The organism is Pseudarthrobacter sp. SSS035, from assembly GCF_023273875.1.
GTDB lineage: Bacteria > Actinomycetota > Actinomycetes > Actinomycetales > Micrococcaceae > Arthrobacter.
The window spans coordinates 2,926,453-2,946,700 of record NZ_CP096882.1; the positions used below are offsets into that span (position 1 = coordinate 2,926,453).

The following is a 20,248-nucleotide window of genomic DNA, read 5'->3' on the forward strand; positions in this document are numbered from 1 at the left end:
TCCGGGTGACCCTCTTTGAACCCATCACCCTGACCGGCCGGCACGTGATTCTTGAGCCGCTGAAGCACGATCACCATGACGGCCTGGTGGCGGCCGCACAGGATGGCGAGCTGTGGAAGCTCTGGTACACCTCCGTCCCGGCGCCGGACGGGATGGCGGCGGAGATCGACCGCAGGCTGGCCATGCAGGAGCAGGGGTCCATGCTGCCGTTCACCACCCGGCTGATCGATCCTGCCACCGGCGGCCCGGGCCGGATCATCGGCATGACCACTTACTGCAATATCGACGCCGGCACGCCCCGGGTGGAGGTCGGCTACACGTGGAACGCCGCGTCGGTCCACGGCACCGGCACCAACCCTGACTCCAAGCTGCTGCTGTTGCGGCACGCGTTCGAAACCCTGGGCTGCGTGGCCGTGGAGTTTTGTACGCACTGGCTGAACCACCAATCCAGGGAAGCGATCGCCAGGCTGGGTGCGAAGCAGGACGGCGTGCTGCGCAGCCACAGCCGGACCAGCGACGGCGTCCTGCGCGACACCGTGGTGTTCTCTATCCTGGAGCACGAGTGGCCGATGGTCCGGAACGGGCTGGAGCACCGACTCGCCAAGCACGCGTGACGGCCGGATCTCCGAGTTTTTGTCCAGATAAACGCCTCAGCCGAGGGCAAAGTGGCGTTATCTGGACAAAAACTCGGGAGGGGCTAGTTCCGACTGAAGGCACCCTGGCTGGCCAATGATGCAAAGTAGCCGTGCCGATAGCCCTCTCCGTTGGGGTGGAAATTGGCGGGATTCTGAATGGTGGCGGCATTGAAGTTGATCCAGGGCTCGGCTGAGCCAATGCCATGGCCTGCGAAGGCCGGTGCGACATCGACGAACTCAGCACCAGTTCCAAGTGCGGTCAAGCGGATAACATCGTTCAGCCCAGCAGTCAGTTGATTGACCACGCCTGCCCGGGGATCCGGAAAGGTCGGATCAAACAGCATCGGATAGCCGGTAAACACGATTCGTGCGCCAGGTGCCTGCGCGTCGACCGCTAGGCTAAGGCCAGCCAAGCCTTGCACGAGTGCGCTTGTGCTGGGATTGTCGCGTGCGTCCTGAAGCATTGCAGCACGAACTGCAGCGGCCCCCAGACATGCATCCGGAGCTGCGAAGCAGGTGGCCAACAAACCCGTAGTGTCGAGGTCATTACCGCCGACGGTGATCGTGATGATCTCGGCGCCGGCGAGGCTGGCCGGGAGGTTGCCGGCAACTGCTCCAATCGTGTACCCCGAGCAAGCTGCATTCGCCGTTAGCTCCAGTCCCCGGAGGTTGTCCGCAATGACCGGGTATCCCTTACGGCTCACAAAGCAGGTCCGGTCTGTGTAAGGTGCCGCGCCCTGCCCCGCGGCGTAGGAATCGCCCAGCGCCACATAGTCGATTCGTGGCGTGGTCGCCGCTTCGGCCGGGATGACCGTGAAGCCCAAAGCCATTGCCATGGTGGCGAGGCCGGCCGCAAAAGCCGAGCGTCGTCGTCGTACTCCAGAACGTGCCATTGAATTTTCCCCTTTTGACTATCTATTTGAGTAACTAACACAGGCATGTAACAGCCACCGTACGCCTCGCTCAAAGGCAGGTCACGGGCCCGGAGTACTCGATTTTCTGCGCCGCTACACTGTCCGGTACCTGCCCATCGCGTGCGGGCGGTGGCGGCTGTGTGGTTAGCTGTCCGGGTGGAGACGACAGGGGGAGCCGTGAGCTGGGACGGAGCCGTGAATGCCTGGCACGTTGCCGGCCGGGTTTACCGGATGGGGCGCCGCGAATGGCTCACCGAGGCAGGTTGGCGGCAGGCGTACGACGACGGCGTCCGCACCGTGATTGATCTCCGTAACTCCCGTGAAGCGCAGCGCCGGGACACCGACCCTGCGGTGACCGAAGCGGCCTGGTCCGGCGTCACGATCGTCGCCGCACCCACTGAAGAACCCGATGATCCGCGGTTCACCGCTGTCTGCGGACCGTACCTCAATGATCCCGCCCATTATTTGCACAACGTCCGGCTCTACCCGGAGAAGTTCGTGGCGGTGTTCCGCGCTGTCGCGGCAGCCGAGGCCGGTGCCATCGTCATTCACTGCGCGGCGGGACGGGACCGGAGCGGCATGGTGGCGGCCATGCTGCAGGACCTCGCCGGCGACCCGGACCAGCTCATTGCGGACGGCTACGCCCAAGCCGCCCGAGGCATCAACGAACGTTTCCGGACGCACGGCCCGCCCCATGCTGGCGAACGCTACATCGACGACGCCGACCTGACACCCCTGCTGGAGCGGCGCGGCCGGGCCGTGGTGGAGTTTGTCCGGGAGCTGGACACCCGCACCTTCCTGCTGCGCAACGGCCTGTCCGAGGCCGATCTGGGCGCTGTCCTGAGCCTGCTCGGCAGCCGGGTGGCGCCATGAATTCCATGAAGTACGTGGCGGCGTCGCTCGCGGTGGCGGGAGTGGTGATGCTTGTCGCCGGGCCGTTCTGGGCCGTCCTCGCTTCAGATTTCGGGACTACGGAGGAGAACTTCGGGCTCGGCGACGGGACCGTCGACGGCGGGTGGCTCCCGGGCCAGATCTTCCTCATGGTGGGCGGGGCAGTCTTGTGCCTGGCCGCGGTGGTGGCCGCGTATATGGCACGGCGGAGCGATGCAGATGAATAGAACGAAAGCGACGGCACATAGTTTGAAACGCGTATTTGCGGCAGCAGCGGCTGCCGGAGTGGCACTTTCGGTGGGGCTCGGGGCCGTGCCGGCCTGGGCTGTTGAACAGCCCGCGGTTGAGCAGCCGGTCGTTGAGCCGCCTCCGGTTGCTTCGCCTGCCGTTGCGGCAGTGGCAGTGCCGGCAGCCGGATCACCGGCTGAGACGTCAGCTGGACCATCGACAGGGACAGAGGTCCCGACGTGGGTCGGCCCCTCAGCTGCGGGCCTCTCGGAAGCGGTTCTTCGTGACCTCGGCATGAGCCTGACGGAATTCAACGCTGCCGGCGCTTTGAGCCGGCGGGCAGCAGACGCCGCGGGCTCCTTGAAGTTACTGCCGGGCTATGTGGGTATCAGCCTGAATGCCGGCAAAATCCTGGTCGAAGGCGGCGGCCCTGCCCTACAGGCAAGGGTGAATGAGCTGAACCATCCCGGTCCGGCTGATTTTGTGCTGGTGGGTCCTCCCGCACCTGTTGCACCCGCTACGCCGGCGTTGGTTGCGGGGGATTTAGATCAGTTGTTCCAGGCCTACGTCCGGGACGTCGGAGTCCAAGGCCTTCAGGCCGTTTCCTACACCGATGGGCACTTTGTGATCCGCGCAGGGTCCGTCAACACCCCGGAATCAGAGGTCCCCGCCCCAACCGCCAGTGCGCCGACAGAGACGGCCCCGACGGCGTCTGCATCGCCGTCGTCGTCTGCAGCCCCCGGGAAGGTGACGCCCGCCGAGTTCGTGGCGCGCTACGCCAACGTTCATTTGGAAAAGGGCGCCGCGATCAAGACGGAAGATGACATCTTCGGCGGACAGGGCTACTTCATTGACAACATGGCCATTTGCTCGGCGGGCTTTGGCGCGTACAGCCCCACCGGACTGCCGCTGGTCCTGACCGCCGGACACTGCGCCGAAGACGGCTTAGCCAAAGCCGCCGGCATCGAACCCCCCACCTCCGCTCCGGCTGGCGGGTCCGCTATTCAGCGCCCGTCGATACTGGCCCCGCTCGGCACTTTCGGCTTCAGCCAGTTCGGTGGTCCAAACAACTCGGCAGCCACGGCGGGCGGATCCAGTGTGGGCACCGACATCGCTGTCATCCAGGACATCGCCCCCGGGCTCAACCTTCAGCCGGCTGCCACCACGTGGGGCAACCCACGTACCCCGGATCCGGTCAGGATCATCGGCACTACGGCGCCGTTCCAGGGCCAGGAGGTGTGTCGGTCCGGGCGCACAACGGGGTGGAAGTGCGGCACCGTTGGTTCAGTCGGTATCTGGATGATGCCGGGACGGAACAGCGTCCCTCCGAACTTTGACAACGACCTTCGGCCAGTCCGCGCCTTCGATTCGACGTCGGTAAAGTCAGCCGGCGGCGACTCCGGCGGCCCGTGGATCAGTGGCAACTTTGCCGTCGGAACCCACACCGGAGCCGAAAGTCTCAATGGAACACAGACCCTGGCCATTGCCGCCACCCTCCAGGACTCCATGGCCACGATCCCTGGTGGAGTGCAGCTCCAACTGTTCCTCAACAAGCCCGAACTCGTTGCACCCGTGAACCTGACATTCGCTGCCGGGGCAGATGTCACAGGACGTGTTGCCGCCGCGCCTGCTTCAACCGTGGCCGCCAATTCGAAGGTCCGCATCACGGTGGCAGGCCAGCAGCCACTCGAGGTACCGGTGGATGCCGCAGGTAACTGGTTCTTCACAGCGCCTGAGGCGCCCGGAACTTTTACATTCGCGGCTGAAACCGTCAACGGTTTCAGCCGCTCGGGCGCCGCAACTCTGACTGCCATCGTCGCTCCGTCCTCCCTTTCCACGCCCACAATCACGACGCCGGCAGCCGCACCGCTGCCAGAGCTGAAGAGTCTTGCGGGCACGGGAACACCCGGGGCCACCGTGACTCTCACAGGCGACGTGACAGGGTCCGCATTTGTCGGACCGGAGGGCCGTTGGTCAGTTCCCCTGACCGGCCCGGCCGTCTTCGGGAGGGTGGACGTGACGGCAGTGCTGTCATACACCGGAATAGCCGACAGCCCGCCCGCAACTGGAACATTTACCGTAACCCCGCCGGCCCCAATCGTTTCCAGCATCTCTAACGGGCTACACCTCCGGCAGGACGCCCTGCCGGAAACCATTTCAGGAAGCGGCGTTAGCGGCGCAGAGGTGACAGTGTCCATGGACGGCATTCCCCTGCCCAGTGCAACCGCGGGGGGCGGAACCGGGACGCGGTCTGTGGCTCGTACCGTGGCTCCGCTGGTGCTTGTAGCTGGCGGAGGATGGAGCGTGCCGTTCCCGGCCGGGTTGGCTCTCGGTACGCATACATTGTCTGTGACGGAGGCTGTTGATGGGATCGCTTCCGCCCCGGCCGTTGCGACGTTCGTCATTGATGCCCCGGCGCCGGTAGTTTTCCCTGCTGCTGCTGCTGCTGCCGTGCCGGCGGAGGTACCACCCGCGAACGGTGCGCTGCCCCCAAAACGTGACAGCGCCGCCGTCGTACTTCCGATGGGTGACAGCCGGGCCGCTAACCTGGCCAACACCGGCGCATCCGGGCTGATTCTGTTCGCCGGCCTGGCGGCTGGTGCGCTCGCCGTCGGCGGCGTGTTCCTGGTGTTGGCGAAGCGGCGGCGGAAGCGGCAGCGCCCCACCCCAAGTTGATCTATCACTAAACGTCGTCATCAGCGTCGAATAGCGACGTTAGGTGATAGAGCAACCGGAGAGTGGGACGGCTGCTTCTTCGGCTTCATCAGCAGGTTGGTGATGCGCAGCGTGCAGAGGCGCTGGCCGGCGTCGTTGGTGATGAGGACCTCGTGCGTGGTCAGGGTGCCGCCGAGGTAGATGGGAGTGGCGGTGATGGTGATCTGGCCCTCGCGCGCCGAGCGGTGGTGCGTCGCGGAGACGTCCACCCCCACGGCAGTTTTCCCCAACGTGCTGGCATGGATCACGGCCGCCCAGGACCCCACCGCCTCGCCCACCGCCAGCGACGCGCCGCCGTGCAGCAACCCGAACGACTGCCTGTTGCCCTCCACAGGCATCGTCGCCACCACGCGCTCGACCGATTCCTCCAGGATCTTCACGCCCATCTTCTCGTCGAGCTCGCCGAGGACGATCTTCCACGGTGTGGCGACCGGTGTGGCGACCGGCGTGGCGCCCGGGGTGGTGTCCGGCGCAGCGTCGGGGGATGGTGCAGTCATGGGTCTCCTTTGGCGAGGCTGAACTTCCAGTGTGCGGCACGGCACAGTCATGTACTGTAGACATATTACCGAACGGACGGTCAGTAAAGCCCTGGCCGCGTTTTGTCCCCGCCTTGGAAGGACCCGTCAACGATGACCACCACTGCAGAAACCACAGTCGACACCGTCCAGACCGTTCCCAGTTTCATCCAGGATTCCTGGTGGACTCCCGACGCCGGTTCGGCAGCTTCCGCCGTCCCCGTGCGGGACGCGAGCACGGGGGAAGTCCTGGCCAAGGTGAGCACCGACGGCCTGGACCTTGCCGCCGTCGTGGATTACGGCCGCACCACGGGACAGACGGAACTGGGCAAGCTGACCTTCCACCAGCGCGCGCTCAAGCTCAAGGAGCTGGCGCAGTACCTGAACGCCCGGCGCGAGCACTTTTATACGTTTTCGGCGCAGACCGGTGCCACCAAGATCGACTCGATGATCGACATCGATGGCGGCATCGGCGTCCTCTTCACGTTCGGCTCCAAGGGCCGGCGCGAGCTGCCCAATTCGCAGGTAGTGGTGGACGGTCCCATGGAGGTGCTGTCCAAGGATGGCTCGTTCGTGGCCGAGCACATCTACACACGCATCCCTGGCGTCGCCGTGCAGATCAACGCGTTCAACTTCCCGGTCTGGGGCATGCTGGAGAAACTGGCGCCAGCATTCATCGCCGGGGTCCCCACCATCGTCAAGCCAGCCACCCCCACCGGGTACGTGGCCGCGGCCGTGGTGAAGGCGATCATCGAATCCAACATCCTGCCGAAGGGCTCGCTGCAGCTGATTTCCGGCTCTGTCCGCGGCCTTCTGGACGTGCTGGACTACCGCGACCTGGTGGCCTTCACCGGCTCCGCGTCTACCGCGCTGTCACTGAAATCGCATCCCAACGTGGTGCAGGGCGGCGTCCGGTTCACGTCCGAAACGGACTCCCTCAACGCCGCCATCCTTGGTCCGGACGCCATGGAGGGCACCCCGGAATTCGACGCGTTCATCAAGTCAGTGGTCACCGAAATGACGGTCAAGGCGGGCCAGAAGTGCACGTCCATCCGCCGCGCCATCGTCCCGCAGGAGCTGGTGCCGGCGGTGATCGCCGCTGTCGGCAGGCGCGTGGATGAGCGTGTGGTGCTGGGCGATCCCCGCGCCGACGGCGTCACGATGGGCGCTTTGGCGTCGCTCGAGCAGCTTACCGACGTCCGCGCCGCGGTGCAGTCAATGCTCGACGCCGGCGGTGAGCTCGCGTACGGGACGCTCGATTCGCCGTCGGTCACCTCTGCCGGCGGCGCCACGGGCGTAGTGGATGCCGGCGCCTTTATGTCGCCGGTGGTGCTGAGCTGGGCTGACGCGGAGACTGACGCGATCCACTCGCTGGAGGCATTCGGCCCGGTAGCCTCCGTGATCGGATACCAGGACCTGCCCGACGCCGTCCGCCTCGCCGCCCGGGGCGGCGGCTCCCTCGTGGCATCGGTGTGCACCAACGATCCGGCCGTAGCCCGCGAACTCGTCACCGGGATCGCCGCCCACCATGGCCGTGTCCTGATGCTCAACCGCGAGGACGCCCGCAGCTCCACCGGACACGGCTCGCCCGTGCCGCACCTGGTCCACGGCGGTCCCGGCCGCGCCGGCGGCGGCGAGGAGCTGGGCGGCATCCGCTCGGTCATGCACCATATGCAGCGCACCGCCATCCAGGGTTCGCCCAACATGCTCACCGCCGTGACCGGCCTCTGGCACGCCGGGGCGGACCGGAACTTTACCGTGGAGACCGAGGGAACGCACCCGTTCCGGAAGTCGTTGGCTTCGTTGCGGATCGGCGACGCCGTCCGGTCCGACCTGCGTCAAGTGTCACTGGCGGACATCACCGCGTTCGCCAACTCCACGGGCGACACCTTCTATGCCCACACCAACCAGGAAGCGGCCGAAGCCAACCCGTTCTTCCCGGGCATCGTGGCACACGGATACCTGCTGCTGAGCTGGGCCGCCGGGCTGTTTGTGGAGCCGGCGCCGGGTCCTGTCCTGGCCAACTACGGCCTGGAAAACCTCCGCTTCATCACGCCCGTGGCTGCCGGCGATTCCATCCGGGTCACCCTGACGGCCAAGAAGATCACCCCGCGCGAAACCGACGAGTACGGCGAGGTGGCCTGGGACGCGCTCCTGACCAACCAGAACGACGAGATCGTGGCCACCTACGACGTCCTCACCCTCGTCGAAAAGTAGCCCCACCCCCGGACGCTCTCTCACTCAATGTGCGTTTTCCGGCGACGCTCTCGCACCGGTGAGAGAGCGTCGGGGGTTTTCCCGCATTATGTGAGAGAGCGTTTGGATCTTTCCGGGTTGCTGCGGCGTAAAATTTCCACCGTAGGAGGTGGCCAAATGAACCTAGCCCTGAACACAGCCACAACCATCCTGCCCGTCGATGACGCAGCGCGCGCCCGCAGTTTCTACACCGAAAAACTGGGCCTCCCGCACCGCGGAATGACAGACAATGGAAGCGAATTACTCGGTAGCGACGGCGGCCCGATGCTGCAGTTGTTGCCGGTCTCGGACGGGAAGCACTCCGAGCACACCGCCCTTAGTTTTGAGGTGCGCAACATTGAGCGGATCGTGCAGGACATGGAGGCCAGGGGCGTCCGTTTCCAGGATTACGACCTGCCCAACCTCAAGACCGAGAACCACATCTGCACCACGGACTCAGAGAAATGCGCCTGGTTCATGGACACGGAGCACAACATCCTCTGCGTTCATGAGACGTTGGGAATGCAGGCCGAATACCAGCTCTGACCGCCTCAGCAGGTCGCACTCAGCAGGCCGCAGCATTCCCTAGTGCTGCGCGTGGAGCCCGTCGAACGCGATGGTGATGACGTCGTCGGCCAGTTTTTCCGGCGTGAGGGAGCCGCCCGGTTTGTACCATTCCACGATTGAGTTGATGGTGCCGAACAGCAGGCGCGTGACGGTGCGCGGATCGATGTCCTGGCGCAGCGAGCCTTCGTCGCGGGCTGCGGAAATCAGGGCGGCCACCTCGTGATCAAACGCGCGACGGCGTTCCAGGGCGTCGCGCTCAATGTCAGTGTTGCCCCGCAACCGTAGGAGCAGCGTGACAAACGGCAGCCGCTCCACCAGCACGGCCACGGTCTGACGCAGGACAAATTCCAGCCGTGCGTCCGCCGCGCCGCTTTGCGCCCCGGGCTGTTCGAGGATTGATTCCAGTCCGCCGAGCGCATGGTCCAGGGCGAGCCTCAGGAGGTCGCCCTTGGACGGCACGTGGTGGTAGATGGCCGATTTCGAGATGCCCAGGTTCTCGGCCAGGATGCCCATGGACGTGGCGTCATAGCCGTGCCGGTTGAAGACGTCGACGGCGATGAGCAGCACCGACTGCTGGTCGTAACCGGGACGGCCGCGCTTGCTGGGGACTGCTGTAGTGGGCATACCGGCTATTTTCCCACGAACGTTCGGTAATCCCTGTAGCGGCGCAGCTGGGGCCTCAAGTGTCCGTTCGCGCTACGCCTTGGGACGCAGGTCGTAGATCCGGCGCAGCTTGCCGTTTGACCGCTCCAGTGAACCCGGCTCCACCACGTCAACGGCGCACGAAGAACCCACGTGGATCTTGATCTGCTCCTGCAGGGTGCGTGCCGCCGTCGTACTTTGCTCAACTGTCACCGCGTCCCGGCGCTCGATCTTGACCGTCAGCTGGTCCATCCGCTGGCCCTCGGGGCGGGTGAGTTCGAGCTGGAAGTGGGGGCTGAGCTCGGGGATGCGCAGCGCGATTTCCTCGATCTGGGACGGGAACAGGTTCACGCCGCGGAGAATGATCATGTCGTCGCTGCGGCCGGTGATGCGGCCCATCCGGCGGTGCGCGGGGCGGGCGGTGCCGGGCAGCAGGCGGGTGAGGTCCTTGGTGCGGTAGCGGATGATCGGCAGGGCTTCCTTGGTGAGCGAGGTGAACACGAGTTCGCCGTGTTCGCCGTCGCGCAGGACGTTTTCCTTGCCCACTACGGGGTTGAAGGCGTCGATGATTTCGGGGCGGAAGTGGTCCTCCCAGATGTGGCTGCCGTCCTGGGTTTCCACGGCCTCGCCGGCGACGCCCGGGCCCATCACTTCGGACAGGCCGTAGATGTCACAGGCCTTGATGTTCATGGTGACTTCGAGTTCGTGCCGCATCTCCTGCGTCCACGGTTCGGCGCCCAGGACTGCGTACTTGAGCGAGGTCGACGTCGGGTCGATGCCCATGTGGGCCATGGCGTCGGCGATGGTGAGCAGGTATGTGGGCGTGGCCAGGATGGCGTCCGGCTGGAAGTCCTGGATGAGCTGGATCTGGCGTTCGGTCTGCCCGCCGGACATCGGGATGACGGTGCAGCCCAGCGCTTCGGCGCCGGCGTGCGCGCCCAGTCCGCCCGTGAACAGGCCGTAGCCGTAGGCGTTGTGGACCTTCATGCCGGGCCGGACGCCGGACGCGCGGAGGCAGCGCGCCACCAGTTTGGCCCAGTCGGCCAGGTCCTGCTTGGTGTATCCGACGACGGTGGGCCGGCCTGTGGTGCCCGAACTCGCGTGCACGCGGGCTACTTCGCTCTGCGGCACGGCGAACATTCCGAACGGGTATTCGGCGCGCAGGTCTTCCTTGGTGGTGAAGGGGAAGTTGCCGAGGTCGCTGAGTTCGCGGAGGTCCGTGGGGTGGATGCCGGCGTCGTCGAATTTGCGCTTGTAGAGGGGCACGCGGTCGTAGGCGTAGGCAACGGTGTGCTGCAGGCGGGTGAGCTGGAGGGCCTCGAGTTCGTCGCGGGAGATGGTCTCCTCGCGGTCCAGGATGGGATCTGTGCCCTGGGACGTGGACTGCGGCCTGGGCGTTTCGGGGGCGTGGAGGGTCATGGTTTTCCTACTTCTTGGGAATGGTGCGGCTGCGTCCGCGGAACTCGGCGATGAGTTCCCCCGGGTTGCCGGAGCTGGGTAACGAATCGGGCTGCGCACCGGGCTGGGCGTCGGCGTCGGCCGCGAAAATCTGGATGTCGTAGAGCCCGCTGCGCCCAGAGCTGGACCGGCGGTCCGCGATGGCGGTGATCACCTGGCCGCGGTAGGCGGGCTTGAGGAAATTGATGTCGACGCCGGCGGCAACGGTGATGCTGTCGGCCTCTTCGGGGGTGGGATTGACCGGATTGCAGGCAAGGGCGAAGGCGGAGTCGGCGAAGGCGAAGATCATTCCGCCGTGCGCCATGCCGAACCCGTTGAGCATTTCCTGCCGGAGCGTCATGCGGATGGTGGCGTGCCCGTCGCTCACGGCGAGGACCTCGATGCCCATCCATTCGGAGGCGTAGTCGTTTTCCAGGATGGGGTGGGTGGCCCCGGAGAGTGCTGCTTCAGCCATGCGTCATTGCCTCCAGCTTTATTTACCGAATGTTCATTAGGTAATCCCAGATGCGGGTCCGGTGTCAAGGGCAGACCGGTCTGTGGGTGCCCCTGATCGGTGGGACCCCCGGCCCGGAAGTGCAAGGATGGAGGGGCCGGCACCACGCACAGCAAAGGGCGGACCATGGCCAAAGGCATCTACGTGAGCGCGACCACCCCGGGGTCGGGCAAATCGCTCGTGGCCCTGGGCCTCGCGGACACGCTCCACCGGCACGCGGACCGGATCGGCTTCTTCAAACCGGTGGTCCACGGCCCGGACGCCGCCAGCGACCCCATGGTGGCGCTGATGAAATCACGCTTCGCGCTCGACGACGACCGTTGCCGTGGCGGCCTGACGTCCACCGAAGTGCGTGCCCTCCTGGCAGACGGAAAACGCGCCGACATCGATGCGCGCTGCGTGGAGATCTTCGCGGAGATTGCCAAGCATTGCGACGTGGTGATCGTGGAGGGGACGGACCTCACCGGCCAGGACGCCGCCGTCGAGTTTGACCTCAACGCCCGGCTGGCCAACAACCTGGCCGCGCCGGTGGTTGCCGTGGTGGGCGCCAAGGGGCTCAGCGTCGCGGAGGCCGCGGCCGCCGTGGAGGTTGCCCGCAAGGAACTGGTGGCAGAAAAGTGCACGCTGCTGGCCATCATGGTGAACCGCGCGGACCCGGACCTGGTGGAGGAAATCGCGGCCGCCATCAAGCCCGGTGCATCCAACCGGCCCGTGTACGTCCTGCCGGAGCTGGAGGAGATCGCCCGGCCCACCACCGGCGAGGTTGCCACGGCGCTGGGTGTGCGCCAGATCGCCGGCCTCGCGGACATGGAACGCGACGTGCGGGACATCAAGGTGGCGGCCATGAACGTGGGCAACTTCCTGAACGTGCTGGACGAGGGCGCCCTGGTGATCGTTCCCGGCGACCGCGCGGACGTGATGGTGGCCTGCCTGGCGTCGTCGTTCTCGCCGGAATTCCCGGTGCCGTCGGCGCTGATCCTGACCGGCGGACTGTCCCCGGATGCCAACATCTACCCGCTCCTGGCGCAGGCGCCGTTCCCCGTGTTTGCCGCCAGCCAGGACACCTACACCACCGCCAAGCGGGTCTCCGAGGTCCGCAGCGAAATCTGGTCCGGGCACCGCCGCAAGGTGGCCTCCGCCCTGGGCCTGTGGTCCAAACGGGTGGACGAGGCCGAACTTGTGGAACGCCTCCACCTGCCGCGCCTGGAGCGGATGACCCCGCTGCGGTTCCTGCACGACCTCATCGAACGGGCCAGGGGCCAGCGCCGGCACGTGGTGCTGCCGGAGGGAACGGACGTCCGGATCCTGCAGGCCGCCGAAATCCTGCACCGCCGCGATGTCTGCGACCTCACCCTGCTGGGACCGGATTCGCAGGTCCGGGAATTGGCGGCGGCCAACGGCGTCGACCTGGCCGGGATCAACATCGTGGACCCGGCCACCTCGGAACTGCGGCAGGGCTTCGCCGAGAAGTACTCCGAGCTGCGCGCGCACAAGGGCGTGGACCTGCCGAAGGCGCTGGAAATCATGCAGGACGGCAGCTACTTCGGCACCATGATGGTCCAGCTGGGAGTGGTGGACGGCATGGTGTCCGGCGCCGCCCACACCACGGCGCACACCATCCGCCCGGCGCTGGAGTTCGTCAAAACGCGCGACGGCGTGAAGATCGTGTCCTCGGTGTTCCTGATGCTCATGCCGGACCGGGTGCTGGTCTATGGCGACTGCGCCGTGAACCCCGATCCCAACGTGGAGCAGCTCGCGGACATCGCCCTCGCCTCGGCCGAAACGGCGGTGCAGTTCGGGGTGGAGCCGCGGGTGGCCATGCTGTCCTACTCCACAGGCGGCTCGGGTTCCGGCGAGGCCGTGGACGAAGTCCGGCAGGCCACCGAACTGGTGCGTGAACGCCGCCCGGATCTCGCCGTCGAAGGCCCCATCCAGTACGACGCCGCCGTGGACGCCTCCATCGCGGAGTCCAAAATGCCCGGCTCGTCGGTGGCAGGACAGGCGACCGTGTTCATCTTCCCGGACCTCAACACGGGCAACAACACGTACAAGGCGGTGCAGCAGAGCTCCGGGGCGGTCGCCGTCGGGCCCGTCCTGCAGGGCCTGCGCAAGCCGGTCAACGACCTCTCGCGCGGCTGCACCGTGGAGGACATCGTGAACACGGTGGCCATCACGGCCATCCAGGCGCAGGTGCCGGATTCCTGACAACGAGATGGCACTTCACGGCAAAGTTCCTCGAAAACACTGCCGCGAAATGCCGTCTCGCGGAGATTGAAAGTTAGCTGTTTTCCGGCTTGGCCAGGCTGTCTGGGTCCTCTTCCTTGGCGGGCTCGTCGGAGAGTCCTTCGGGCGTGAGGTCCAGGTTCTGCGGATCCTGGGGTTGCTCAGCAGCCTCGCCCACTTCGTCGACCTTGGGACTTCCGGTGTCGTCCAGGGCCGGGTTGGAACCCTCGACGCCGGTAGGGTCCTTGGTGCCGGGGGCGGGTTCTGCGGTCCCGGGTTCGGTGTTGTCGGGCTGAGTGGTGTCGGTCGGCATGGAAGTCCCTCTCTGCGTAGTGCAACGTGTCCGCCGACTCTAAGCGCCTGCCGCGGCTGACGCAACGGCAGGCGCGGGGTGAGCCGGTCCGCAGCCTCAGCCCTGACGGGCCTTCATCCGCGGGTTCTTCTTGTTGATCACAAAGGTGCGGCCCCGGCGTCGGACGATCTGGGCGCCGGGAACCTTCTTCAGGGCGCGGAGGGAATTTCTGACTTTCATGGGTTTGCTCCTTGTTGTTGGTGGCGGTTGGAGGTTTACGGTTGCGGGTAGGTGCAGCGTGAAGCCGGGGCCGTTCAGGACGGGGCGGGGTCGAGCTGGAACGGGTCGGTCAGACCGGCGAACCCGGCCTCCATTTCCGCATCGGTGAGTTCGCAGGCGGAGAGCAGTTGCGCAATTTCCGCCGGGTCCATGCCTTCCCCGGTCGCGGCCAGCACGCTTCCGCGGTCCCCGTGTTCCGGATGCCAGTCCAGGTGGGCGTCCACATGGTTGAGGGGATCGGGCGCGGCGCCCGCGTCCTGGTCTGCCAGCCACGGCCCGGTATTTTCGAGCCAGACACGCGGGCCGATGCCCTGGATGGCGATCCGGCACTGCGGTGCGGCGGCGATCCAAAGGCGTCCCCGCAACCAGCAGCACCCTTCCGCGAGGGACGCCAGGGCGTGCCGGAACCGCTCAGGGTGCAGCGGCCGTTGGGCCCGGTGGGTGACGGTAGTGAAGGGTGACGTTGAGGACGACGCCGGGATCCGCACCGAACCGGGGACCGTCCGGCTTAGCGCGTCGTGGTAGTTGTGGCGGCCCGGGCGGATGAGGCCGGCGTTTTCCGCCACGTCAGCATGAGGGGCCAGTTCCCTGACCAATTGCACGCCGCGAACACGCAGGGCGGGGTCGGCCGGAAACAGGTCCACCTCCGCCAGCAGGACGGTGTCATTGAACGATAGCTCGCCGATAAGGAATTCACCCGCAGTGCGCTGGTCCTCCGGGACCGGCGTGAACCCGGACTCAAAGAGGGTGTGGTGGTCCCAAATGTGGTCCTCCAGCGTGTCAGGGGCGCAGGCAAGGACAGCGGAATCAATCGTCACCGGGCGGGAGAGGCCACGCCGCAGGGCGCCGATCGCTGCCTCCGCGGACACGGCCGGAGGGAGCCCGATGATGGCCTGGGTCTCCCCGCGTTCCAGCAGCCGCTCGATGGTGGGCACGAGGTCCAGCCGCACGGTGCAGCTCAGGCAGCCGTGTTCCAGCTGCGTCTCGGCGCGCTCCACAAGCCCGGACTGGCTGGAGATCCGGCGGATGACCACGCCGTTCTCCAACAGGTCGTGCAGGACCACCACGGCGCCGGGATTGGCCGCGGCCGCGTCTTGGCAGGCTTGCTGGCGGCACAGAGCGTCCAGGGAGCTGATCACAGTGATATGCATGCCGATCACTCTAATGAGAATCATTCGCAAAAACAAGTCGCCAAGCTCACGTGCCAGGAGGGCAACTTATAGAGTGGATTCCGGGGAGCGCTGCGCCAGGCTCCAGCACCACCCCTCGTCAGCTGTGCCCGCGGCACCAAGGCTTCAGGAGGCCCCATGCTTGTCCTCGTTATCAATTCCGGTTCGTCCTCGCTCAAGTACCAGGTCCGGGACGTGGCCGCCGGGATTGTGCTGACCGAAGGGCTGATCGAGAAGATCGGCATGGGCAACGGCGGTGATGGCGACGGCGAAATCGAGGGCCCCCGGGACCATGCGGAGGCGCTGGAACTGGTAGATGCCGCGATCCATGCCGAGCTCGGCGACCTTGAGCTGGCTGCGGTGGGCCACCGCGTGGTGCACGGCGGCGAACGTTTCGCCGAGCCGGTGCTGATCGACAACGAGATCACCCGCGCCATCGAGCGCCTCAATCCGCTGGCGCCGCTGCACAACCCCGCCAACGTCCTGGGCATCCGCGCCATCAGCAGGAAGTGGCCGGACCTGCCGCAGGTGGCCGTGTTCGACACCGCTTTCCACCGCACCCTGCCCGAGCACGCGTGGCGCTACGCCGTCCCGGACGAGCTCTACACGAACCACGGCATCCGCCGCTATGGCTTCCACGGCACCTCGCACGAGTACGTCACCCACCGCGCCGCCGCGCTGCTGGACGTGCCCGTGGACGAGTTCGACGGCGTGATCGCCCACCTGGGGAACGGCGCCTCCGTCACGGCCATCCGCCGCGGTCATTCGGTGGACACGTCCATGGGCTTCACCCCGCTGGAGGGCCTGGTCATGGGCACCCGCTCAGGCGACCTCGATCCCTCCATCCTGGTATTCCTCGGCCGGATCGGGTGGACGCCGGAGGACATCGACGCCATGCTCAACCGCGAATCGGGGCTGAAGGGGATCGCCGGGAACAACGACATGCGCTCGGTGGTGGAGGCGTCAGAGGCTGGCGACGCCAAGGCTTCAATGGCGCTCGCGGTCACGTCCTACCGGCTGGCAAAGTACATCGGCGGCTACCACGTGGCCGTCGGGGGTGCCAAGGCCCTCGTGTTCACGGCGGGGATCGGCGAAAACTCGCACCAGTTCCGCGCACTGGTGACTGACAGGCTGCATGCGCTGGGTATAGAGCTCGACGCCGGCCTGAACAGTCAGCGGTCCAAGGAACCGCGGGTGATTTCCTCGGCAGCGTCCGTCATTCCCGTTTTGGTGGTGCCCACCGACGAGGAGCGCGCCATCGCAGAAGCAACTGCCGCCGTCGTCGGTGGTTGAGCCTGTCGAAACCCGTATCTCGGCGAGTTCGATCACCGGGCTGCGGGGTAGCCTCAGTTCATGCCTGAGATCACTTTGCCCCTCCGCACCGAGCGGCTCATCCTGCGCCGGTTCGAAGCTGCGGACCTGGACGCCTTCCATGCCTACCATTCGCTGCCCGAAACGGCCCGCTTCCTGCCGGGGGAGGCCAAGAGCTACACCAAGTGCATGGAGTCCGTGGGCAAGTACGCCAACTTCGTCTTCGAAAAGGAGAACGACTGGGTATGCCTGGCCATCGAGGCGAAGGGATCGCCGGGGCTGCTGGGCGAAGTGGTGCTGAAGTGGCTTCCGGGGCGCGGCCAGGGCGAAGTCGGATGGACCCTGGCGCCGGCCGCGCGGGGCAAGGGCTACGGGGCAGAGGCCGCGGATGCGGTGCTGAAGCTGGGGTTCGAGGAGCTGGGGATGCACCGGATCGAGGCAAAGCTCGACGCCCTGAACACCGCCTCCGCCGCCCTGTGCGAACGGCTGGGCATGCGGTTGGAAGCCCGGCTGGTGGACAAGTGGCACTACAAAGGCCAGTGGGCCACCGAGGTGTTCTACGGGATCCTCGAGGACGAATGGCGGGCGCAGCGCCCGTAGGTGAAACGAATGGCCATTGACGGCCTCAAGCGCCGGGCACAGACTTTTCCTGTGCCTAGCTGCCGGCCGTGCCGCGCTGGCAACAGGCGTGTCCAAGGAGAATCCGATGCCCACCGTGGAAGAAAACGTCTACATTGCCCGCCCGCCACAGGAAGTCTTCAATTTCCTGTCAAAGGGCGAAAACATTCCAGTCTGGGACTCCTCGGCGGTCCATGCCGAAACGGTCGGGACCGAGCCCGTTGCGGTCGGCACCCGGGTCAAGGGCGCCAGCAAGGTGGTGGGCAGGAAGTTCGACTGGACAACGGAGGTCATCGAATTCCAGCCTCCAACCCGCTTTGTATCCCGCTCGGTGGAAGGAAAGCTGGAATTCACTGTCACCAATGTCCTGGAACCTGAGGGTGACGGGACCCGCCTGAACTTCCGGATCGATGCGGCATCTGGCCTGGGCGGGGTGTTCGGCAAACTGGCCGATCGGTTCGTGGAACAAGCCCAGGCCAGGACGGTCCGCGCCAATCTCGAGACACTGGCCGAACTGCTGGCCGAGCACCCGGAATACGGCAGGGATGACGGCTGAGCCGCGAGATCCGGGTTTCGACAGGCTCGATCACCGGATTCGGCCCGGTGATCGAGCCTGTCGAGATCCAGGGGTCCGATGGCTTATTTGAGGCCGGCCCCGGGCAGCAGGTCCTGGGCGCCGAGGGAATCGGCGATGAACGCGTAGTCCCACGCCCGCTCGCGCCACTGGACATAGCGCCCGGACGCGCCGCCGTGGCCGCCGTCCATCTCGATCTTCATCACCACGGGCTCCGTGCCGGTGGTCTTGTTCCGCAGTTCCTGGACCCACTTGGCCGGCTCCACGTAGAGCACGCGGGTGTCATTGAACGAGGTCACCGCAGCCACCTTGGGGTAAGCAACTGAATGCACGTTCTCGTACGGCGAATAGGACTTCATGTAGGCGTACACGTCGGGATCCGTGATGGGGTTGCCCCATTCCTCCCATTCCAGGGCGGACAGCGGAAGCTCCGGGTCCAGGATGGTGGTGAGGGCATCCACGAACGGCACCTGCGCCACCACCGCGGCGTACTTTTCCGGTGCCAGGTTGGCCACGGCACCCATCAGCAGACCGCCCGCAGAGCCGCCCAGCGCCGCAATCCGGGTCGGATCCACCCAGCCGGACTTGGCCAGCCAGTCGGTGGCGTCCACAAAGTCGGTGAAGGTGTTCTTTTTGGTGAGCTTCTTGCCGTCCTCATACCAGTGCCGGCCCAGCTCGCCGCCGCCGCGGATGTGCGCGATCACAAACACCAAGCCGCGGTCCAACAGTGACAGCCGCGCGATGCCGAAACCGGGATCCATGCTCAGCTCGTAGGAGCCGTACCCGTAGACCAGGCCCGCCGCCGTCGAATCCTGTTTCACGTTCTTGTGCCGCAGCACAGACAGTGGGATCCGCGTGCCGTCCGAGGCGTCGGCCCATTCGCGGGTGGCCACGTAGTCGCTGCCGTCGTAGCCGCCCAGCACCGGGCTTTCCTTGCGGAGCAGCAGTTCGCCGGCGGGCTGCGCCGGGGTGGGCAGCACAAAGTCGTAGACGCGCGACGGCGTGAAGTAGGACGTGTAGCCCAGCCGGATGACCGGGGCTTCGTAGTCCGAACCGCCGACGCCGGCTGTGTACAGCTCCTCGTCGAACGCGGGCTCCACCGGAGCTTCTTGCGCGGGTGTACCGAGGGCGGCCAGCCCCATCACCTGGACGCGCTCGATGGTGTCCTTGCGGACGGACACAATCAGGTGCGTGGAGGTGACGCCGGCACCGTTGACGCGGACGTCGTCGGAGTGCTCGACGACGGTACTCCAGTGCTGCTCCGCCAACGGCTTGGTGAGTTCGGCGGGGTGCACCAGGGAGACCATGGAGTTGATGGCACCGCGGTTGTGGGTGAGCAGAATGCGTTCTGATTTTCCGCCGTCAGGACCGGTGAGCAGGAATGGCTCGGCCTCGTAGAGGACGCGTTCGTCCCGCGAAATCACCGTGGTGAGGGCCGCCGTCGGGTCATCAAAACGCAGCAGGCGGGTCTCGCTGTACTCGGAGCAGCCGATGCCCAGCACGAGGTGCCGCCTGTCAGAGGAGAGCTCAAAGCCCAGCCACATGGCGACGTCGTCCTCCTGGTAAATCACCTCATCGTCGGTGACCGGCGTGCCCAGGACGTGGGACTTGACCTGGTATGGGCGCCACGAATCGTCCACCACGGTGTAGAAAATGCGCGTGCCGTCGGGGGAGAAGCTGACGCCGTAGAAGATGTTCTCAATGACGTCCGGCAGGAGTTCACCCGTGCGGAGGTCCTTGATGCGGAGGGTAAAACGTTCGTCGCCGGAGTTGTCCACGGCGTAGGCGTAAAGGGTTCCGTCCACCGTGACGGCCGAGCCGCCCACCGAGAAGAACGGCTTGCCTTCGGCTTCAATGTTGCCGTCCAGCAGCACTTCCTCGCCGGGAATGTCGACGCCGGCCTCCACTGCGGGGGGAGTCCAGTCGGCCACGGGGTTGCCGGAGTCCTGGGCACGGACGCGGCACTGGATGCCGTACTCCTTGCCCTCTACCGAGCGGCTGAAGTACCACCAGCCGTCCTTGCGGTTTGGGACAGACAGGTCTGTCTCCTGCGTGCGGCCCTTGATTTCCTGGAAGATGGCCTCGCGCAGCGGCTCCTGGTGGGCGGTGACGGCCTCCTGGTAGGCGTTCTCGGCCTTCAGGTGCTCAACCACTTCGGCGGATTCCTTCTCGCGCAGCCACTCGTAGTTGTCCACGAAAGTGTCGCCGTGGTGCGTCCGCTCGTGCGGGACCTTCTTGGCCACTGGGGGCGTGGGGGAGGAGGCGGCGGACGAAGTGGCGGAATCCTGCAGCGGAGTCTGGGTCATGCCTTCAATATATAGAGCCGGGCGGACAAAATGGCCGCCGTTCGCTACCGGGGTAGCGCCCTCCGGCCCTGTTGATCTATCACTTGTGGGCCCTAAACCGGGGGCAAAGCGACTGTAAGTGATTGATCAACGGAGCAGCCGGGCCGGGCGGGCCGCTAAGTTACCGGCCGGAACCCCTTGAAC

Annotated in this window: 19 protein-coding genes; 10 read left to right on the forward strand and 9 right to left on the reverse strand. The window is 66.0% G+C overall.

The genetic code is table 11. The annotated features are described in order from the left end of the window. Nucleotides 1-5 precede the first annotated feature (5 nt). On the forward strand, nucleotides 6-614 hold the full coding sequence (locus MUN23_RS13490; protein WP_248758947.1) for a GNAT family N-acetyltransferase: 609 nt from the start codon (nucleotides 6-8) through the stop codon (nucleotides 612-614). An 83-nt stretch (nucleotides 615-697) separates the two neighbouring features. On the opposite strand, the gene MUN23_RS13495 is transcribed toward MUN23_RS13490, so the two are convergent. After that, on the reverse strand, nucleotides 698-1,528 hold the full coding sequence (locus tag MUN23_RS13495; RefSeq protein WP_248758948.1) for an SGNH/GDSL hydrolase family protein: 831 nt from the start codon (nucleotides 1,526-1,528) through the stop codon (nucleotides 698-700). Nucleotides 1,529-1,726: 198 nt separating this feature from the next. Between MUN23_RS13495 and MUN23_RS13500 the strand changes: the two genes are divergently transcribed. The 3 genes from MUN23_RS13500 to MUN23_RS13510 are packed head-to-tail and all read left to right on the forward strand — an operon-like array spanning nucleotide 1,727 to nucleotide 5,344. Further along, nucleotides 1,727-2,422: a tyrosine-protein phosphatase gene (locus MUN23_RS13500; RefSeq protein ID WP_248758949.1), complete on the forward strand. Its 696-nt coding sequence runs from the start codon at nucleotides 1,727-1,729 to the stop codon at nucleotides 2,420-2,422. Further along, nucleotides 2,419-2,667, forward strand: coding sequence for a hypothetical protein (locus tag MUN23_RS13505; protein WP_248758950.1), 249 nt, complete (start codon nucleotides 2,419-2,421; stop codon nucleotides 2,665-2,667). The genes MUN23_RS13500 and MUN23_RS13505 overlap by 4 nt, the downstream gene beginning before the upstream one ends. Nucleotides 2,668-2,689: 22 nt before the next feature. Further along, nucleotides 2,690-5,344, forward strand: a complete 2,655-nt coding sequence (locus tag MUN23_RS13510; protein ID WP_248758951.1) for a hypothetical protein — start codon at nucleotides 2,690-2,692, stop codon at nucleotides 5,342-5,344. 20 nt (nucleotides 5,345-5,364) lie between these two features. Here MUN23_RS13510 and MUN23_RS13515 read toward each other — a convergent pair whose 3' ends face one another. Then, entirely contained in the window at nucleotides 5,365-5,880 is a 516-nt protein-coding gene (locus MUN23_RS13515; protein WP_371875908.1) for a PaaI family thioesterase, read from the reverse strand. A gap of 132 nt (nucleotides 5,881-6,012) precedes the next feature. Between MUN23_RS13515 and paaZ the strand changes: the two genes are divergently transcribed. Continuing rightward, nucleotides 6,013-8,115, forward strand: coding sequence for a phenylacetic acid degradation bifunctional protein PaaZ (gene paaZ, locus MUN23_RS13520; RefSeq protein WP_248758953.1), 2,103 nt, complete (start codon nucleotides 6,013-6,015; stop codon nucleotides 8,113-8,115). Between the two features lie 156 nt (nucleotides 8,116-8,271). Then, nucleotides 8,272-8,679: a VOC family protein gene (locus MUN23_RS13525; RefSeq protein WP_248758955.1), complete on the forward strand. Its 408-nt coding sequence runs from the start codon at nucleotides 8,272-8,274 to the stop codon at nucleotides 8,677-8,679. A gap of 39 nt (nucleotides 8,680-8,718) precedes the next feature. On the opposite strand, the gene MUN23_RS13530 is transcribed toward MUN23_RS13525, so the two are convergent. From MUN23_RS13530 to MUN23_RS13540, 3 genes are all read right to left on the reverse strand, one after another. Continuing rightward, a complete protein-coding gene (locus tag MUN23_RS13530; RefSeq protein WP_248758956.1) occupies nucleotides 8,719-9,324 on the reverse strand; it encodes a TetR/AcrR family transcriptional regulator in 606 nt (201 codons plus the stop codon). 72 nt (nucleotides 9,325-9,396) lie between these two features. Beyond that, nucleotides 9,397-10,761, reverse strand: a complete 1,365-nt coding sequence (gene paaK / locus MUN23_RS13535; protein ID WP_248758957.1) for a phenylacetate--CoA ligase PaaK — start codon at nucleotides 10,759-10,761, stop codon at nucleotides 9,397-9,399. A 7-nt stretch (nucleotides 10,762-10,768) separates the two neighbouring features. Then, entirely contained in the window at nucleotides 10,769-11,254 is a 486-nt protein-coding gene (locus tag MUN23_RS13540; protein WP_248758959.1) for a hotdog fold thioesterase, read from the reverse strand. A gap of 165 nt (nucleotides 11,255-11,419) precedes the next feature. Between MUN23_RS13540 and pta the strand changes: the two genes are divergently transcribed. Beyond that, nucleotides 11,420-13,498 carry a phosphate acetyltransferase gene (gene pta / locus MUN23_RS13545; RefSeq protein WP_248758961.1) on the forward strand — a complete coding sequence of 693 codons (2,079 nt, stop codon included), beginning with the start codon at nucleotides 11,420-11,422 and terminating at the stop codon, nucleotides 13,496-13,498. Between the two features lie 73 nt (nucleotides 13,499-13,571). Here the strand turns inward: pta and MUN23_RS13550 are convergent, their stop codons facing one another. From MUN23_RS13550 to MUN23_RS13560, 3 genes are all read right to left on the reverse strand, one after another. Beyond that, entirely contained in the window at nucleotides 13,572-13,829 is a 258-nt protein-coding gene (locus MUN23_RS13550; protein ID WP_248758963.1) for a hypothetical protein, read from the reverse strand. Between the two features lie 96 nt (nucleotides 13,830-13,925). After that, nucleotides 13,926-14,048: a type B 50S ribosomal protein L36 gene (gene ykgO, locus MUN23_RS13555; RefSeq protein ID WP_058931424.1), complete on the reverse strand. Its 123-nt coding sequence runs from the start codon at nucleotides 14,046-14,048 to the stop codon at nucleotides 13,926-13,928. A 74-nt stretch (nucleotides 14,049-14,122) separates the two neighbouring features. Then, nucleotides 14,123-15,238: a GTP-binding protein gene (locus MUN23_RS13560; protein WP_248758964.1), complete on the reverse strand. Its 1,116-nt coding sequence runs from the start codon at nucleotides 15,236-15,238 to the stop codon at nucleotides 14,123-14,125. Nucleotides 15,239-15,394: 156 nt separating this feature from the next. Here MUN23_RS13560 and MUN23_RS13565 point away from each other — a divergent pair, with 156 nt between their 5' ends. The 3 genes from MUN23_RS13565 (at nucleotide 15,395) to MUN23_RS13575 (ending at nucleotide 17,741) form a co-directional block, all read left to right on the forward strand. Further along, a complete protein-coding gene (locus MUN23_RS13565) occupies nucleotides 15,395-16,549 on the forward strand; it encodes an acetate kinase (protein ID WP_248758966.1) in 1,155 nt (384 codons plus the stop codon). A 60-nt stretch (nucleotides 16,550-16,609) separates the two neighbouring features. Then, nucleotides 16,610-17,167 (forward strand): GNAT family N-acetyltransferase, encoded by a 558-nt coding sequence (locus MUN23_RS13570; protein WP_248758968.1) that lies wholly within the window; start codon nucleotides 16,610-16,612, stop codon nucleotides 17,165-17,167. A 106-nt stretch (nucleotides 17,168-17,273) separates the two neighbouring features. Beyond that, complete coding sequence (locus MUN23_RS13575; protein WP_248758970.1) at nucleotides 17,274-17,741, forward strand: SRPBCC family protein; 468 nt, start codon at nucleotides 17,274-17,276, stop codon at nucleotides 17,739-17,741. 83 nt (nucleotides 17,742-17,824) lie between these two features. Here the strand turns inward: MUN23_RS13575 and MUN23_RS13580 are convergent, their stop codons facing one another. Next, complete coding sequence (locus MUN23_RS13580) at nucleotides 17,825-20,065, reverse strand: S9 family peptidase (RefSeq protein WP_248758973.1); 2,241 nt, start codon at nucleotides 20,063-20,065, stop codon at nucleotides 17,825-17,827. Between the last annotated feature and the right edge of the window lie 183 nt (nucleotides 20,066-20,248).

Coding starts and splice junctions, on each gene's coding strand:
- MUN23_RS13495 (WP_248758948.1), bottom strand. CDS start 1,528: ATGGCACGTTCTGGAGTACGACGACGACGCTCGGCTTTTGCGGCCGGC.
- MUN23_RS13505 (WP_248758950.1), top strand. CDS start 2,419: ATGAATTCCATGAAGTACGTGGCGGCGTCGCTCGCGGTGGCGGGAGTG.
- MUN23_RS13515 (WP_371875908.1), bottom strand. CDS start 5,880: ATGACTGCACCATCCCCCGACGCTGCGCCGGACACCACCCCGGGCGCC.
- paaZ (WP_248758953.1), top strand. CDS start 6,013: ATGACCACCACTGCAGAAACCACAGTCGACACCGTCCAGACCGTTCCC.
- MUN23_RS13525 (WP_248758955.1), top strand. CDS start 8,272: ATGAACCTAGCCCTGAACACAGCCACAACCATCCTGCCCGTCGATGAC.
- MUN23_RS13530 (WP_248758956.1), bottom strand. CDS start 9,324: ATGCCCACTACAGCAGTCCCCAGCAAGCGCGGCCGTCCCGGTTACGAC.
- paaK (WP_248758957.1), bottom strand. CDS start 10,761: ATGACCCTCCACGCCCCCGAAACGCCCAGGCCGCAGTCCACGTCCCAG.
- MUN23_RS13540 (WP_248758959.1), bottom strand. CDS start 11,254: ATGGCTGAAGCAGCACTCTCCGGGGCCACCCACCCCATCCTGGAAAAC.
- pta (WP_248758961.1), top strand. CDS start 11,420: ATGGCCAAAGGCATCTACGTGAGCGCGACCACCCCGGGGTCGGGCAAA.
- MUN23_RS13550 (WP_248758963.1), bottom strand. CDS start 13,829: ATGCCGACCGACACCACTCAGCCCGACAACACCGAACCCGGGACCGCA.
- ykgO (WP_058931424.1), bottom strand. CDS start 14,048: ATGAAAGTCAGAAATTCCCTCCGCGCCCTGAAGAAGGTTCCCGGCGCC.
- MUN23_RS13560 (WP_248758964.1), bottom strand. CDS start 15,238: ATGCATATCACTGTGATCAGCTCCCTGGACGCTCTGTGCCGCCAGCAA.
- MUN23_RS13565 (WP_248758966.1), top strand. CDS start 15,395: ATGCTTGTCCTCGTTATCAATTCCGGTTCGTCCTCGCTCAAGTACCAG.
- MUN23_RS13570 (WP_248758968.1), top strand. CDS start 16,610: ATGCCTGAGATCACTTTGCCCCTCCGCACCGAGCGGCTCATCCTGCGC.
- MUN23_RS13575 (WP_248758970.1), top strand. CDS start 17,274: ATGCCCACCGTGGAAGAAAACGTCTACATTGCCCGCCCGCCACAGGAA.
- MUN23_RS13580 (WP_248758973.1), bottom strand. CDS start 20,065: ATGACCCAGACTCCGCTGCAGGATTCCGCCACTTCGTCCGCCGCCTCC.